Source organism: Rhizobium sp. 01T417, assembly GCF_056398905.1.
On sequence record NZ_JBFTQH010000035.1, the window covers coordinates 1 to 15,796 of the forward strand.

A 15,796-nucleotide genomic window follows, 5' to 3' on the forward strand; every position below is an offset into this window, starting at 1 on the left:
ACACCGGAATGGATGGACCAACCCGGCGACAGGATCGCCTCCTCGTTCTTGACGATCAGGTGGCGCGTTTCGTTCGGCTCTCCCATCAGATGCACGACGCGGGCCTTTTCCGGCAGATCGAAATAGAGATAGGCCTCCATCCGCCGGTCATGGACGTGGCAGGGCATGGTGTTCCACACCGAGCCTTCAGCAAGCGTCGTCATGCCAACGACGAGCTGACAGGTTCTGACACCGTCCGGATGGATGAACTGGAAAATCGAACGCTCGTTGCTGGTTGCCTGAGAGCCGAGATCGACGCGCTTGGCATCTGAAATGCCGATATGCTTTGCAGGGTGACGGACATGCGCGGGGGCGCTGAGCAGGTAGAATTTTGCCGGCTGTTCGGCCGATACGGACCGGAACGTCACCGAAGCCCCCATGCCGGCATAGACCATGTCGCGGGTACCGGCCTGAAACTCTTCGCCATCGACGCTGACGATGCCGGCACCACCAATATTGACAGCGATCAGCTCGCGCCGGGCCAGAAGCGTGTCGGTCCCGGCAGGCTTGATCGTTTCCAGTGAAAGCGGCGCAGAAGTCGGCATTGCACCACCGACGATCATTCGGTCGTAATTCGTGTAGTGAAGCTGGATGCGGCCGGCCAGAAACAGCGGTGGCAGCAAGAAGTTTTCGCGAAGCTCTTCCGTACTGAACCGTGCCGCAGTCTTCGGATCGATCGCATAGCGGTTGGTAAAATCAGTGTGGCTCATCAAAGCCGTCCTTCCGTCTGTGTTTTCTCAGTTCGTCAGCGACATACTGACGGTGCCGCTTGTCATCTGCGGTGCGGAGCTACCAGCTTCTCGAGCATCGAGACCTCGTCCACTGTAAGGTCTGTCAGGGGCGCGCGTACTGGACCGCTATCAAAGCCCTGCAGGCGCACGCCTGCCTTGACGGCGGATACCGCGTAGCCCTTGCGGCGGTTGCGTATCTCCATGAACGGGAAGAAGAAGTCACGCAGGATGCGATTGGTAGTTTCGGTCTTCCCGGCCCTTAGCGCCGTGTAGAATTCCTGTGCCAGAGCCGGCACAAAGTTGAAAACCGCCGACGAATAGGTCGTCACACCCGCACCGAGATATGCATCCGCAAAGAGCTCGGCAGTCGGCATGCCGCCGAGATAAGTGAGCCGGTCGCCGATGGTTGCTGTGATCTGTCGTACCAGCCCGATTTCGCCTGAGCCATCCTTGAATCCGACCAGATTGGGGCAAACCTCGCAGAGCCGTGCAAGGGTATCGGCCGACAGGATGGCGTTGTCGCGATTATAGACCATAACGCCGATGTCGACCGCGTCACAAACCGCCTTCACGTGTGCAAACAGGCCGTCCTGGCTGGCATCGATAAGATATTGCGGCAGCAGCAGAATGCCGTCGGCCCCCGCCTCTTCGGCCAATCTGGCGATCCGCACGGCCATCTTCGTGCCGTATCCGCATCCCGACACGATCGGCGTTGCGCCCGCTGATGCCTTGGCAGCACGCACCACCTCCGGCAGCTCGTCGGGCGTCAGCGAGAAGAATTCGCCGGTACCACCGGCTGCAAACAAGACACTCGCGCCGAAACCGGAAAGCCAGCCGACATGGTCTTCGTAGACAGACCGATTAAACCGATCGTCGTCGTTAAAAGGGGTGACGGGGAAAGAAAGAAGGCCAGCTCCAAGAGCTGCCTTCAAAGAAATGGGGTCCAGTGCCATGGATATCCTCCGGACAGAACGAGAGTCGATGGCAGTGAAACTAGCAGAGATATGATGACTGTCAATAACTCATCATACGATAATTGAGATCACTCAGCCGCGCTTGATGAAATTCCGGTAGCGCTGTTGGCTTCCCTTCAGGTGGAGACGCATCGCCTCTCGCGCCGCGGCCTCATCCTGGTCCGATATCGCCCGGGCAATTCGCAAATGCTCGGCCTGAATCTGCTGCAGGTACTCCTGCGAGGATCTCTCGGTATCACCCTCAGCCAAGACGCCCCTAGGAATGATCTGCTTGCCGACCAACTGTAAAAACTCACGAAAACGGGGATTGCTGGTGGAATCAGCTATCGCCAGGTGAAACGCCCTGTCTGCCTCGACTGTCGGCTTTTGATCCTGCTTCAGTCGCTCAATCTCGTCATAGGCCTCAAGAATGGCCTCTTCCTGGGCCGGCGAACGCCGTATGGCCGCAAGCCCGGCGGCCTCGATTTCGATCGCGGCCCGCAGCTCAAGCATTTCAAGCAACGAGGAGATCTTATTGGGATCGGCGCTTTTGAACCCGTCATAGGCGCCGGCCGGAGGCGTCAGGACGAAGACGCCGACCCCGTGGCGCGCTTCGACCAGTCCGTCGGCACGAAGGGAAGCGATCGCCTCTCGGATTACCGTTCGGCTGACCTCGTATTCCTGCGTCAAACCACCTTCCGTTGGCAACCGATCGCCGGGCTTCAAGGCCCCTGACGCAATCGCATCGCGCAGGCGGCGCGCCACCATTTCCACTAACGTCTCACCGCTTTTGCGTTGCTCTGTCCCTGTCTGCTGAACCACATTTTGCCCCATATTTGTCCCCGCCCTCTGTCGATCTAGACATCCCGAACGACGCTCACCTGTCAAGTGATTGCAAAAATCCGATTGACCAGAGCGCGTCAGACATATTATGACATTAGTGACGCCGTATTACAAGTAAGCATCCGGAGGCCTTCGGCAAAGGGATCGCCGCGCACGTCAGCACCGAAACAGTCCAGGCGATGACGCGACAGGACTGTGGATCGAGCCTTCGACATTTGCCGTATTCGGCCACGGGCCGGACACAAAAAGAACCTGGAGGAGAAAACTTGAAGATCGTTGATATTAACGTGCGCGTCTTTGCGCACACAACCTATCGCCACGCCGACACGGCAGGACATGCCCATCCTGGGCCGGCTCACAAGGTCAACCTTGCGCTGCTGACGATCGTCGCAGACGATGGCACCGAGGGCTACTGCTTTTCCCCGCCCGAAATCGTTCGTCCGCATGTCCTCGACAAGTTCATCAAAAAGGTACTGATCGGCCAGGATCCATTTGATCGCGAGAGACTCTGGCAGGAACTCGCCCATTGGCAGCGTGGCAGCGCTGCACAACTGACCGACCGGACGCTTGCTATCGTGGACTGCGCGCTGTGGGATCTCGCCGGACGCAAGCTGGCTATCCCCGTCCACAAGCTTATCGGCGGCTATCGCGACAAGGTGCGGGCCTATGGATCGATCATGTGTGGCGACGAGCTCGAGGGCGGCCTTGCGACGCCGGAAGACTACGGGCGTTTCGCCGAAAAGCTGGTAAAGCGCGGCTACAAGGGTATCAAGCTGCATACCTGGATGCCTCCGGTGTCATGGGCACCTGATGTGAAAATGGATCTGAAGGCCTGCGCGGCCGTGCGGGAGGCCGTTGGTCCCGATATCCACCTGATGATCGATGCGTTTCATTGGTATAGCCGAACCGAGGCGCTCGAACTCGGCAAGGGCTTGGAGAAGCTGAGCTTCGATTGGATCGAAGAGCCGATGGACGAGCAAAGCTCGGCCTCCTACGCCTGGCTTGCGGCCAATCTCGACATTCCCGTTCTTGGCCCGGAGAGCGCTGGTGGAAAGCACTTCAGTCGCGCCGAGTGGATCACCTCGAATGCCTGCGACATCCTGCGGACAGGCGTGCACGATGTCGGCGGCATCAGCCCTGCGATGAAGTCGATGCACCTTGCGGAGTCCTTCGGCATGTATTGCGAAATTCATGGCAACGGCGCCCCGAACCTGATCGTCGCCGCCTGCAGCAAGAATGCCAAGTGGTACGAACGAGGCCTCTTGCATCCCTTCCTCGAGTATGATGACGGCTTCGAGTATCTGAACGCGCTTGTCGATCCCATGGACGAACATGGCTATGTCCACCTTTCCGATAAGCCGGGTCTTGGAGAAGACATCAACTTCGCCTTCATCGAGGCGAACTTGGTGGCATGAACAAGAGGGGCTGGCGAAGCGTCGTTCGTCAGCCCCTGAGAGCCGCATCGAGCCAGTTGAGCGCAGCGTCCTGCTCTGGGATGGGAAACTCGTGGCCGCCTTGCCAGATGGCCGTTTTCAGGTTTTCCATCCCCTTTCCGGCCGACCAGAGCTCACGCAGACGGCCAAACGCAGCCTCAACGACGGCTGGAGGGAAATGCCGGTCCTCGCGCCCGCTCAGAAAGTAGCCCGGCTTCGGCGCTGCAAGGCCGGCAAAGTCGGGATAGTCTAGCTTGCCCGCGATCTGTGGATGCAGCATGTAGAATGCCGATTGGCCGCGCAACTGGTTGCTGCCGGTCTGCATGAGCCCATCCAGGGTGCCCATCCAGCCGATTGCACAGAAGGCCGCAATGTCGGCAGAAAGGGCTGCGACCTGCCAGGCGCGGTACCCGCCAAAGGAAAATCCGAAACTTGCCACGCGCTTCCGATCAACCTCTGGCAACTCGCCAAGAAATTTGGCGGCTGCGATATCCTCCATGGCAACGACTGAGGCAAGCGAGACACCGAACTGCATCAGGTTAGCGGCAAGCGCCTGCTGCGCTTCGTACCCGTTGCCGCAACGGCTTGACCAGCCGAGCGCATCGACGCTGAGAACGACATAGCCACGCCGCGCCGCCTCTTCTCCAGGAAAACGTCCGCCATAGAAACGATCTGCCCACGCCCGCGCGGCTTCCCGCGTCGGACCATCTGGCGGCGCAGGGACTACCTTCTCCTTGCCGATATTGAAGGTCGCACCGTGATCATGCAACATCAACAAGGCTGGTGCAGGTGTCTGCTGGTGTGGCAGGAGCAGAAGGGCCTCAGCCACCTCGCCATTGGAAAATCGAAGGCTCAACCGTTTGCCGGCAAAAGACGAGCAATCCCATTGCTCCATCGTTTCGACCCCGTCGACATGACATGCGTCAGGATCGATCGACTGCACGACATGGTCCAATGTCGAGGAACGCCACGTCACGAAGTCGACCGAAGAGCCGCCGAATCTCAACGGAAATGCTGACGCATCGCGATGCCGTCGAGCGATGGAGGCAAGATTGTCGCGGTCGATCATCGGCCTTCATCCATATTGCCCGGCGCTGCCAACCTCACGATTGCGCCGCTTGGCGCCAGCTCAAACTGCCTGGTCGTACTCGACACTGGCTCGGATCAGCTCCCTTGCGTAGGGATCGGTCGCCCGCCCCGTCGAAAGGACCGCACGGTCCAGGATCTCGACGATGCGTCCATGCTGCATGACCGCCAGCCGATCGCACATATGGTCGATCACCGCGAGATCATGCGAGACGAGGAGATAGGTCAGCCCCTTGCGTGCTCTAAGCTCGGAGAGGAGGTTCAGCACTTCTGCCTGAACGGACACATCGAGGGCCGAAGTGGGCTCGTCGAGCAGCAGGACGGAAGGATCGAGGATGAGTGCGCGTGCGATGGCGACGCGCTGGCGCTGCCCGCCGGAGAGCTCGTGCGGATAGCGCTGGAGAAAGGCGGGAGTGAGCCCGACCTCAATCAGCGCCTGTTCCATGCGTTCTTGATGGCGATCCATACGCTGAATGCGCAGGGGCTCCTGAAGCGCGGTTTGGATCGACTGGCGCGGGTGAAGCGATCCGTAGGGGTCCTGGAAGACCATCTGGACGGTACGGCAGTATTCGTCCTGAGGCGTATCGCGGACGGCTTTGTTGTTGATGGCAATCCTACCATCCCACGCGTTCAGCAGGCGGGCGATACACCGTAGGACCGTCGACTTGCCCGAGCCAGATTCTCCGACTAGCCCGAAGGACTCGCCCTTGTCGACGCTGAAGTTCACGCCCCCGAGAATGCGCTTTGCGTGCACGCCAATGCCGAGCGAAATGGATAGATCTTCAATCTCGATCGCGCTCATGGTGTACCCTCAACTGTTGCGACTTTGATGGTCTGGCTGCGGCTCAAGACAGGCAGTGGGCGGCGGTCACCGCCGATGTGAGGCTGCGCTGCCAGCAATCCGCGTGTGTAGGGATGCTCTGCGTTCTTCAGGTCGCGCGCCTGCCGTTCCTCGACGAACTCGCCCGACCGCATCACCAGAACGCGGTCACAGAAATTGCGGACCAGGTTGAGGTCATGGCTGATCATGATCAGCCCAATGCCCTTACTGATCACCAGGTCATTGAGGATCTTCAGCACCTGCATGCGTACAGTGACATCGAGCGCCGAGGTCGGCTCATCGGCGATGATCAGCTCAGGCTCGGGGATCAACATCATCGCAATCATGACGCGCTGCCCCATTCCGCCCGAGACCTCGTGCGGATAAAGACTGAACACCCTCTCAGGATCACGAATCTGCACTGCCTCCAGCATTTCCAGCGTGCGTTGCTTGGCCGCGCCGCGTGAGGCGCCACTGTGTATGCGATAGGCTTCCGCAACCTGATCGCCGACCCGGTGGACTGGATTGAGAGAAAACTTCGGGTCCTGCAAGATCATCGACATACGGCGTCCGCGGACCTGCAACATCTCTTTCTCGCGGCAGGTCAGCAGATTGGTTTCACCGAATTGCATCCGCTCGGCTGTAATATTGGCCGTCGGCAGAAGCTTCAGTAGCGCCCGACCGATGGTGGATTTTCCCGATCCGGATTCACCAACGATCCCCAGCCTCTCTTGCCCGAGCGAGAACGAGATTCCCTTGACAACCGGGTTGTCACCTTTGCGGCCGCGATAGCTGACATGCAGATTGCGGACATCGAGGAGATTGGCCATGTGACGTTCCTCACTTCTGCTTCGGGTCGAGCACGTCGCGAAGACCGTCGCCCAACAGGTTGAAAGCAAGACTGACGAGCAGGATCGCGCCGCCTGGAAACGCAACGAGCCACCAGTTGTCCAGCATGTAGCGCCGGCCCGTCGCCATCATCGCACCCCATTCGGGCAAGGGCGGTTGCGCGCCAAGTCCGAGGAAGCCGAGGCCAGCAGCAGTGAGGATCACCGTCGCCATGCTCAGCGTAATGCGGACGAGGACCGAGGGCAGACACATGGGCATGATCGACTTTACGATGATTCGCAGTGGCGAGGCGCCTTGCATGCGCGAGGCAGCGATATAGTCCGCCCCGCGAAAGGTCAGCGTCTCGGCTCGTGCCAGGCGGGCAATTGGTGGCCAGGCAGTGAGCGCTATGGCGATGATCGCGTTCTCCAGGCCCGCGCCCAATGCCGCGACAAAGGCAAGCGCCAGGATCAGGCTCGGAAACGACAGGAAGATATCGGTAATGCGCATCATCACCGTATCGCACCAGCCGCCGAAGTATCCGGCTGTCGTTCCAACCAGAAGTCCGACCGGGCCAACGATGATAGACACGATGAAAATGAATGTCAGGCTGATCCGACTTCCATAGACGAGGCGGCTGTAGACGTCCCTTCCCAGTTCGTCCGTTCCGAACCAATGAAGGCTGCTCGGTCGGCCCAGAGCGTTGCCGAGGTCGACGACATTGGGGTCATGGCTGGCGAGAACGGGAGCAAGCAGCGCAGTCAACAGCAGTATCGCGATGACGATGACGCCGAAGGCAGCTGTTGGGTTCGCCAGCAACTCGCCGATGACCGCGGCGAAACGTCTGGCCGCCATGACAACAGGTCCGTTGCGACGCTCAGTCAAAACAAGATTGCCCATTTCAAGATGTCCTGGTGCCATGTCACCGCGTCCTTGGATCAAAGATCTTGTAGAGTGCGTCTGAAAGCAGGTTCAGCGCGATGAAGATAACGCCCACAAGCAGCACGCAGGTCATGACCGCGTTCATATCGCCGATGAGCATGTTGTTGGTGATGTATTGTCCAAAGCCCGGCCAGGAGAAGACCGTCTCAATCAGCACCGCCCCTTCGAGTAGGCTGCCATATGCCAAGGCAACGATGGTGACGAGCTGAACCCGGATATTGGCAAAGGCGTGATGCCAGATCGTCCGGCCCTTCGACAATCCCTTCACTCGCGCCGTCGTAATATACTCCTGCCCAAGCTGGTCGAGCATGAAACTTCGCGTCATCCTGGTGATGTAAGCCATCGACGAGTAACCGAGAATGCTGGCGGGCAGGATGAGATGGTTGAGCGCGTCGCCGAAGACCTCCCAGTCGCCAGCGATCGCCGCGTCAATGAGCATGAAGCCGGTCGTCTCCGGCACAAGGCCGATATAGTAGTCGGAAATCCGCCCGCCGCCGCCCACGAGCCCAAGCACCGCATAGAAAATAATGAGGCCGATCATGCCCGTCCAGAAGATCGGCATCGAATGCCCGATCAGCGTCAGGAAGCGGATGATGTGATCGGCTGGCCGATTACGATTGATCGCCGCGAATATACCGAGAGGTATCCCGAAACCAGCCCCACAAAGAATGGCGAAGGTGGCAAGTTCAATCGTAGCCGGCATGACATGAGCGATGTCGCTGATGACGGGCTGTCCCGTGCGGATAGAAACTCCGAAGTCGCCGCGCACCACGTCCCCGACGTAGCGGATGAATTGAGTGTGAAGCGGCAGATTGACCCCCAACCGCTCTGCGACCAACTCGTAGGTGGCGCGATCCGCCTCCTCCCCGACGATCGCTCTCACCGGATCCACCGGCATCAGTCGACCGATGCAAAACGTCAGGATGAGGAGGCCGAGCAAGGTCACCATAATGGTGCCGGCCTGCCGCGCGGCGGCAAAGATGCGATCATGGCTCATTGCTGGATCTTTCATAGTCACAAAATGGCATATGCGACGGGACACACCCGTCGCACGTGTTGGCGGCCTAGCGTTCCTTGGTGACCGTACGCAATTGCGTCGACCAGGACGGATTCAGCGCCAGCCCCTTGATATCGGCGCGCACGCCCACGGTATCCACTACCTCGGAGAAAGGCTGGATCGCCGGTACGAGGTCGGCATAATACCCCTGGATATCGCCGTAGAGTTTAGTCTGAGCAGTCTTGTCGCCTTCAACCTGCGCAGCATCGATCATGCTGTTCAGTTTTTCGTCGAAGAACGACGTGCGCCAACCCTGGAAGTTTGTCAGCTTTGCCTCATCCGAATTGTTCGGGTTGTAGGCGATAGCGCGCAGATTGGAGTCAGGATGCGGCAACTGTCCGCCGCCGCCGCGGCCGACAAGCAACTCGAATTTGCGTTCGCGCATCGCGCCGTAGATCTGATCGCCGGACCCGGTGATGACTTCGGCCTTGATGCCCGCCTGGGCAAGTGTTGCCTGGAGAGCCGTTGCGAGGTTCAAGAACGGCGCGTCCGAAATACCGCGGAGCGTCGTCGAAAAACCGTTCGGATAGCCTGCTTCGGCCAACAGCGCCTTCGCCTTCTCGACATCGAGCTTGTAGCCGGCATCAGGCAATGCACCGAAGATGCCGCTTGGGATCGGCCGATCGCGTAGCTTGCCGAAATACGGCAGGACAGTCTTGTCGAGACCCTGATAGTCGATCAGATAGCGAAGTGCCTCTCGAACCTTCGGGTTCTTGAACTTCTCATCTTTCATCGACACCGCAAGATAATAGAAGCCACTGCCACCGATTGTTTCTATCTTGACGTCCTTGTTGGCTTCCAGCGACTTGAGATCGGCCGCCGACATCGAGAAGGCAATGTCGATATCGCCCTTCTCCAGCATCAGGCGCTGGCTCTGCGATTCTGCCAGATGACGCATGATGATGCGGCGCATCCCCGGCTTATCGCCCCAATATTTGTCGTTGCGATCAAGAACGACGCGCTCGTTCGAGCGCCATTCACCAAGGACGAATGGTCCCGACCCCGCTGAATGCGTGGTCAGCCAGGCGGCACCCTTGTCACCGTCCTTTTCATTTTCCAGCACAGTCTTGCTGTCATAGATCGATCCCGGGCCAACGATGCCCAGCGTCATGATGATAAGTTCCGGGTCAACCTTCTTGGGAAGCGTGATGACCACGGTCTTGACGTCCGGAGCGGTGAAGCTTGCCTCGGCGTTGTCGGCAGTGAACCCATGGGTCTTCAAGAACGACGCCTGGGCCAGGTTCAATGACATCAGCCGCTTCAACGACCAGACGACGTCCTCGGACGTGACGGGGTTGCCGGAAGCAAAGGTCGCCCCGTCTCGCAAGGTGAAAGTGATCTTCGACTTGTCATCGCTGACGACCCAGCTCTCCGCGAGCTGAGGTGTAACCTCGGACCTGTTGACAGGATCGAGTGAAACCAGGTTGTCGTATATGTTGGCGAGAACCTGGACCGTCTCCTTGCCGGTAATGGCCGCCGGATCCAATGTCAGGATATTGTTCATCGAGAAGCCAACAACAAGCATATTTGGCGGCGTTTCGGCACGAAGCGGTGCGCTCCAGCATGCTGCGCCGATAACCGCTGCAGCAATCATTGCCTTCATGTGATACATCGAAAATCCTCCTTTGCCGACTCCCGATCGACTGGTGATACTATCTGTCATAATATCTCATTAGTCAAGTTGTATGATATGCCCACGCGGCAGCGATCCTTATTTTCGCGAGCGGGCGGCAATTGCCCTGACGGTCAGAAACACCTCCCGATAGGAAGAGCCCATGGAGAGCAACTCCCGGGCACTGGCCCGTAAGGAGCTCCTTAAACCGATGTCCTCGAAGAGGTGAGCCGCGTCGATCTGAGGCGTAGCGTCCAAAGACGCCGACTGCAATTGTGAATGCCTTCAGGTAGCCGGCGCGTCCTTCAAGTGTCTCGTTCACGACAGGAACGCCGGTTCTCATCTTCGCCGGAAACGCAAACGGCGAAGGCGGCTTCCTTGGGAAGGCTCCCGCCGTTCCGCAGTGCTTGTTGTCACAGGCTGTAGCACCGAATAGCAGCGCGATCCAATGCCATTGCCCAACCCGGCGCATCGGGAACCCGCGCCAGACCGTCGATAAGATCGATCTTCTCCTGATAGAGCGGAGCGAACCAATCCATGTATTCGAGAGAATGAGCCGTAGGCACATGAGCAAGGAGCTGTAAGCTCATTTCCGGGAAGAGGTGTGACGAAATCGGCAAGTCGAAGCTCGCCGCCAGCGCGCCGACGCGCGCAAATTCGGTTACACCACCGACCCGTTGAAGATCGGGCATGAGAATAGAGGCGGCGCCTGCTTCGATCATCCGCCGAAAGCCGTAACGAGTGTATTCGTTCTCCCCTGAGGCGATCGGTATTCGCAGGGCGTTCGCCACCTTGGCCGAAGCCTCGAGGGCATGCGCCGGTACAGGTTCCTCGAACCAGGCGATGTCGAATGGCGCCAACGCATCGCCGAGCCTGATGGCGGCATCCGCATCCAGCACCTGATTGGCATCGACCATCAGCGCGATCTCGCTGCCGATCGCCGCCCGGACGGCTTTGACCCGCGGCAGGTCGACTTCGATCCTTCCGGCAAGTCGCAGCTTCATCGCCTTGAAACCCTGCGCGACGAAACCCTCGGCTTGGCGCACCAGTGCCGGGATGTCCTGGGTGAGCCACAACCCGCCGCTCGCATAGGCTGGAATTGTCTCCCGGCACCTGCCGAGCATCCGCGAGATAGAAAGACCAGCGCGCTTGGCTCTGAGGTCCCACATAGCTCCGTCGATGGCCGAAATACCCATGATCGAGACGCCAGTGAAGCCGATGAAGTTGATGCGCCGCCAGGCATCCGCCCAGAATGCGCCGGTATCGTCCGGATCAAGGCCGATCACAGCGTCGGACAGCACATGCACCATGGCGTCCAGAAGCTTTACCTGCTCCGGCCGGATGGTGAAGATGAGGTTTTCACCCCGCAATCCCTCATCGGTGCCGAGGTCTACGACGATGCAGGAGAGCTGGCGAATGGTGGCGGTGGCATTGCCGAGCGGTTCGGCGAGAGGCAGGCTGACGGCGGTGGTGGTGAGGTGGGTAATTTTCATGAGACTTTACCGGATCGGGGAGCGCGGAGGCTCGATATAGATTGGCTCGTCGACGAAACCACCGCCTTGCCATTTTGCCTGGGACGAGTCCTTGTCCGGGATGCCGGGGCTGCGCTCCAGTTCGGCGCGATAGGTCTCAGAATTGTCCTTCGGTTTCCAGCCGAGATAGGCGGAAGCCGAATTGTCCCACCATTTCGCCTGGTTGTCGGAAACGCCCCAGATCGTCGGACAACCGAGATAGGGCGCTTTGAACACTCGCTCGGCGAGCGAGGCCATGTCGTCGAAGCTCAGCCAGATCGCCAGCATTCGCACCGTCGTCGGCTTCGGCCAGCATGCACCGATGCGGACGATCGCCGTCTCCTGACCGAACTTGTGGAAATACATCTGCGCCAGAGCTTCGCCGAAACATTTCGATACGCCGTAGAGGCCGTCCGGTTTGGCCGGCTGGTCGACGCTGATGAACTGGTCCTGGCGATAGAAGCCAACCGTGTGATTGCTGCTGGCGAACAGGATGCGCGGCTTGCCATGCTTGCGTGCCGCTTCGTAGAGATTGTAGAGGCCGCGTATATTGGCCTCCAGAATACTGTCGAAGGTGTTTTCCGACGGGATGCCGCCGAAGTGCAAGATACCGTCACAGCCTTCCACCATTCGCATCACACCGTCAGCATCCATCAGGTCGCAGCTGACCGGTTCCTCATTGGGCGTCATCGCCGTCAGCGGGGTGATATCGGAAACGCGAATGGTTTCGGCCAAATGGCCGAGTCGTTGCCGCATGGCCATGCCCATACTGCCGGCAGCTCCGGTGATCAGAAGCCGCTTCATCCTACTCCTCCTATTCGGACCGAACCCATGTCGGGTAACAGCAATCTTATCATATGACAAGGCGTCAGAAATACGATGCCAAGGCTCCATCGAAGCCCCGTGGTTTCCGTATTTAGACAAATTTACGCGATACTGCCAGCATATGTTGACGAAGGAAGCTGTTTAGGTCTTCATACAAGACATCAGCTCATATGATGTCTTACCGTGAGCGCCAGAATGGAGGAACCCCAATGAAATGGATGAGGCATGTGGCGCTCGCCACGGCTTTGACGCTGTCCGCGCCGATGGTCGCATTTGCGGACACGCCTGCCGACCAGTTGATCGTCGGCCTGAGCATGAACAATATCCTTACTCTAGATCCGGCTGCGATCTCGGGGCGCGAGGCGACCGGCGTCATCACCAATCTCTACGACACGCTGGTGGAACTGGGCGCCGACAAGAAGACCCTTAATCCGGGCCTTGCGAGCTCCTGGACGATCGCCGACGATGGTTCGATCACCTTTACGCTGAGAGACGGCGCGACGTTCAGCTCCGGCAACCCGGTGACAGCGCAAGACGTCGTCTGGTCAATTAAGCGCAACATCGGCCTTGGTCTTGTCGGCGCGGGCGTTTGGTCGTCCTTTGGCTACAGGGGCAACAATATCGACTCGCTTTTGACGGCGGACGGCAACAAGATCACCCTCAAGCCCGCCCAAGCGACCGATCCGCAGCTCACCCTCGATATCTTCGGCAAGCCAGATGCGAGCGCAGTCGTCGACATGAAGACCGTCATGTCCCACGAGACCAATGGCGACAGGGGCGCGGCCTGGCTGAAGGTCAATGCCGCCGGCTCCGGAGCCTTCAACCTGACGCGCTGGTCCTCCAACGAAATGCTCATACTGACGCGGTTCGACGATTACTGGGGCGAAAAACCCAAGATGAAGCGGGTCATCTTCCGTCACCTTCCGGAGTCCCAGACCAAACGCCTGATGCTGGAAAAGGGTGACGTCGATGTCGCGATCGGTCTTTCCGTTCCGGATATCGCCGCACTCAGCAAGAACAAGGATGTCGAAGTCCAGAGCACGCCAAGCTCGGGCTTCTACTTCCTCGCAGTCAGCATGAAGGACGAACGGTTCAAGAACCAGGATGTCCGAATGGCGATCCGTTATCTCATCGACTACGACGGCATCAACAAGACGATCATGCCGAATTACGGCGCCAAGCGTCTGCGCCCAGTCGCAGAGGGGGTGATCGGCGCCCTGCCGGATCCCGACTACAAGGTCGATGTCGCCAAGGCCAAGGAACTGCTCGCCAAGGCGGGTTATCCGAACGGTTTCGCCGTCAAGCTGCTGACGCTCAACGAGCCGCCGTTTGCCGACACCGCCACCGCGATCCAGGCGACGCTGGCCCAGGCTGGCATCAAGGCCGAGATCGTCCAGGGGGCCGGAGACCAGATCTATGGCCCGATGCGCGAACGCAAGTTCGAGATGATCGTCGGCCGCGGCGGCGGTGGTCAGGAGCCGCATCCGCATTCCAACCTACGAGCACTAGTCATCAATCCAAACAATGCCGACGATGCCAAGCTCAGCGGAATTATCGGCTGGCGGACCTCTTTCTTCGACCAGCAGCTGAACGACATGTCGGCCAAAGCCTTGGTGGAACGCGACCAGGGGAAGCAGAAGGCAATGTATGAGGACATCCAGAAGCGCTACGAGGACCTCGTTCCGACCCTGCAGCCGATTTCGGCGGTCGTCGACAGCGTCGTCTACCGCGCTGACGTCAAGGGTTACGWAACCCACTACGGCTGGACCGTTCGTCTCCGCACTGTCTCCAAGCAGCGCTGATCCCCATAAGCTCCTCCAGGACGTGCCCGCGGTCACCGCTGCGGGCGCCTCTATAGGGCACGAATGATCGAGGACCTGCCTGACGTCATGGCGCATTTTTCAAGGTAGCGCGGCTATGCAAAAGCCATGGATTAATAACTTTCAATCCAACGGCTTCGAAGGTGCTTGTATCGCGTGTTGTAACCGAAAGGCCGTTGGCCGCTGCTGTGGCTGCAATATATCCATCCGCCTTAGCGATAGCCTTTCCGGATACTCGAGCGCGCACCATCAGTTCCGAGTAAAACTGCGACGTAGCGAGGCGGCCCCGCCGTTGTTGATGACTGCATCATTGGCCGCGGTCGGCCCAGATCCGGTGAATGTTGCATCCGAGGCTTCCTATATTTCCTGGCGATGGCGGCAGCGATCGCGCGCCGAACGAGAAGAGTGATATGTCGCTCCATCGTTGCCTTCGAAGTAGGATTGATCAGGCCGTCGCTTCTGAACCTGCCGTTACATCTGATGGCGGTGCAGTCGAAGTTTCGTTGCGAACCTTTGACTTCTCAAAACGACCAGGGGAGGCTCGACAGATCCCATGCAGACCGTAGAGGGCCTCACCCCTTCACGCTTGGCCGCAAACGAATGGTGCATCGGAAGCAGTGAAACTTCTGGTTTGGGGCCGCCGGGTGACGGCGACCCTGATGGAGAGGTCGCAGGAGCTTACGCTGCCTGTGCAACATCATCCCGGTGGTGAATCTCTGTCCCGAGCACTTTCAGGCATTCCCGGATAAATGCGGCGAGCGCCGTCCATCCCTTTGCGGATACCATGGTGCCGTCAACGTAGGCCTCGGTCGGCGAAAGGTCGATATAGGTACCGCCTGCGAGTGTGACTTCCGGCTCGCAAGCGCCGAGCGCACCGACTTTCTTCCCGCGCACGACGCCGTCGACCGCAATAAGAATCTGCACGCCATGGCAGATCGTGAAGATCGGTTTCTGCTTCTCGTGGAAATGACGGACGATGGCCTGCACACGTTTGTCGGTGCGGATGTATTCCGGACCGCGGCCACCGGCAGCATAAACGGCGTGATATTGGTCTAGCTGCACTTCGGCTTCTGAGAATGTCTTGTTGATGGTGAAGAAGTGCCCGAGCTTCTCGGTATAGGTTTGATCGCCTTCGAAGTCATGAAGCGAGGTCTTGATAAGATCTCCGGCTTTCTTGTCAGGGCAGATGACGTGGACCGTATGGCCAACTGCTTCCATCGCCTGCTGGAAAACGTAGATCTCGTACTCTTCGGTGAATTCGCCGGTCAGCATCAGTATCTTCTTGCCTGGCATGAT

Annotated in this window: 14 protein-coding genes and 1 pseudogene; 2 read left to right on the forward strand and 13 right to left on the reverse strand. The window is 59.0% G+C overall.

What is annotated here, in order from left to right; genetic code table 11:
* The 3 genes from kduI to AC1DPR_RS24900 form a co-directional block, all read right to left on the reverse strand.
* The coding region (kduI, locus tag AC1DPR_RS24890) for a 5-dehydro-4-deoxy-D-glucuronate isomerase (protein WP_477817353.1) at nucleotides 1-749 on the reverse strand (749 nt) is incomplete at its 3' end.
* 62 nt (nucleotides 750-811) lie between these two features.
* A complete protein-coding gene (kdgD, locus tag AC1DPR_RS24895; protein WP_018858151.1) occupies nucleotides 812-1,723 on the reverse strand; it encodes a 5-dehydro-4-deoxyglucarate dehydratase in 912 nt (303 codons plus the stop codon).
* Between the two features lie 93 nt (nucleotides 1,724-1,816).
* The gene (locus AC1DPR_RS24900) at nucleotides 1,817-2,557 is read right to left on the reverse strand and encodes a FadR/GntR family transcriptional regulator (RefSeq protein ID WP_026371914.1); all 741 of its coding nucleotides are present in this window, start codon (nucleotides 2,555-2,557) and stop codon (nucleotides 1,817-1,819) included.
* A gap of 275 nt (nucleotides 2,558-2,832) precedes the next feature.
* On the opposite strand from AC1DPR_RS24900, the gene AC1DPR_RS24905 reads away from it, so the two are divergent.
* On the forward strand, nucleotides 2,833-3,981 hold the full coding sequence (locus AC1DPR_RS24905; protein WP_018858153.1) for a mandelate racemase family protein: 1,149 nt from the start codon (nucleotides 2,833-2,835) through the stop codon (nucleotides 3,979-3,981).
* Nucleotides 3,982-4,009: 28 nt separating this feature from the next.
* Here the strand turns inward: AC1DPR_RS24905 and AC1DPR_RS24910 are convergent, their stop codons facing one another.
* The 8 genes from AC1DPR_RS24910 to AC1DPR_RS24945 form a co-directional block, all read right to left on the reverse strand.
* Nucleotides 4,010-5,068, reverse strand: a complete 1,059-nt coding sequence (locus AC1DPR_RS24910; RefSeq protein WP_018858154.1) for a dienelactone hydrolase family protein — start codon at nucleotides 5,066-5,068, stop codon at nucleotides 4,010-4,012.
* Between the two features lie 60 nt (nucleotides 5,069-5,128).
* On the reverse strand, nucleotides 5,129-5,887 hold the full coding sequence (locus AC1DPR_RS24915) for an ABC transporter ATP-binding protein (RefSeq protein ID WP_018858155.1): 759 nt from the start codon (nucleotides 5,885-5,887) through the stop codon (nucleotides 5,129-5,131).
* On the reverse strand, nucleotides 5,884-6,735 hold the full coding sequence (locus tag AC1DPR_RS24920) for an ABC transporter ATP-binding protein (protein WP_018858156.1): 852 nt from the start codon (nucleotides 6,733-6,735) through the stop codon (nucleotides 5,884-5,886). The genes AC1DPR_RS24915 and AC1DPR_RS24920 overlap by 4 nt, the downstream gene beginning before the upstream one ends.
* A 10-nt stretch (nucleotides 6,736-6,745) precedes the next feature.
* Nucleotides 6,746-7,588, reverse strand: coding sequence for an ABC transporter permease (locus AC1DPR_RS24925; RefSeq protein ID WP_112667743.1), 843 nt, complete (start codon nucleotides 7,586-7,588; stop codon nucleotides 6,746-6,748).
* Between the two features lie 67 nt (nucleotides 7,589-7,655).
* Nucleotides 7,656-8,672, reverse strand: coding sequence for an ABC transporter permease (locus AC1DPR_RS24930; protein ID WP_018858158.1), 1,017 nt, complete (start codon nucleotides 8,670-8,672; stop codon nucleotides 7,656-7,658).
* A 67-nt stretch (nucleotides 8,673-8,739) separates the two neighbouring features.
* On the reverse strand, nucleotides 8,740-10,335 hold the full coding sequence (locus AC1DPR_RS24935) for an ABC transporter substrate-binding protein (RefSeq protein ID WP_026371916.1): 1,596 nt from the start codon (nucleotides 10,333-10,335) through the stop codon (nucleotides 8,740-8,742).
* A gap of 422 nt (nucleotides 10,336-10,757) precedes the next feature.
* Entirely contained in the window at nucleotides 10,758-11,837 is a 1,080-nt protein-coding gene (locus AC1DPR_RS24940; RefSeq protein WP_018858160.1) for a mandelate racemase/muconate lactonizing enzyme family protein, read from the reverse strand.
* Nucleotides 11,838-11,843: 6 nt separating this feature from the next.
* Entirely contained in the window at nucleotides 11,844-12,659 is an 816-nt protein-coding gene (locus tag AC1DPR_RS24945; protein WP_477817354.1) for an NAD-dependent epimerase/dehydratase family protein, read from the reverse strand.
* A 230-nt stretch (nucleotides 12,660-12,889) separates the two neighbouring features.
* Between AC1DPR_RS24945 and AC1DPR_RS24950 the strand changes: the two genes are divergently transcribed.
* Entirely contained in the window at nucleotides 12,890-14,482 is a 1,593-nt protein-coding gene (locus AC1DPR_RS24950) for an ABC transporter substrate-binding protein (RefSeq protein ID WP_477817355.1), read from the forward strand.
* Nucleotides 14,483-14,567: 85 nt separating this feature from the next.
* Here AC1DPR_RS24950 and AC1DPR_RS24955 read toward each other — a convergent pair.
* Together AC1DPR_RS24955 and AC1DPR_RS24960 are read right to left on the reverse strand one after the other, a co-directional pair.
* Nucleotides 14,568-14,780 (reverse strand): annotated as a pseudogene (locus AC1DPR_RS24955) (PIN domain-containing protein); the annotation flags it as partial.
* Between the two features lie 398 nt (nucleotides 14,781-15,178).
* Nucleotides 15,179-15,793, reverse strand: a complete 615-nt coding sequence (locus AC1DPR_RS24960; protein WP_018858163.1) for a DJ-1/PfpI family protein — start codon at nucleotides 15,791-15,793, stop codon at nucleotides 15,179-15,181.
* Between the last annotated feature and the right edge of the window lie 3 nt (nucleotides 15,794-15,796).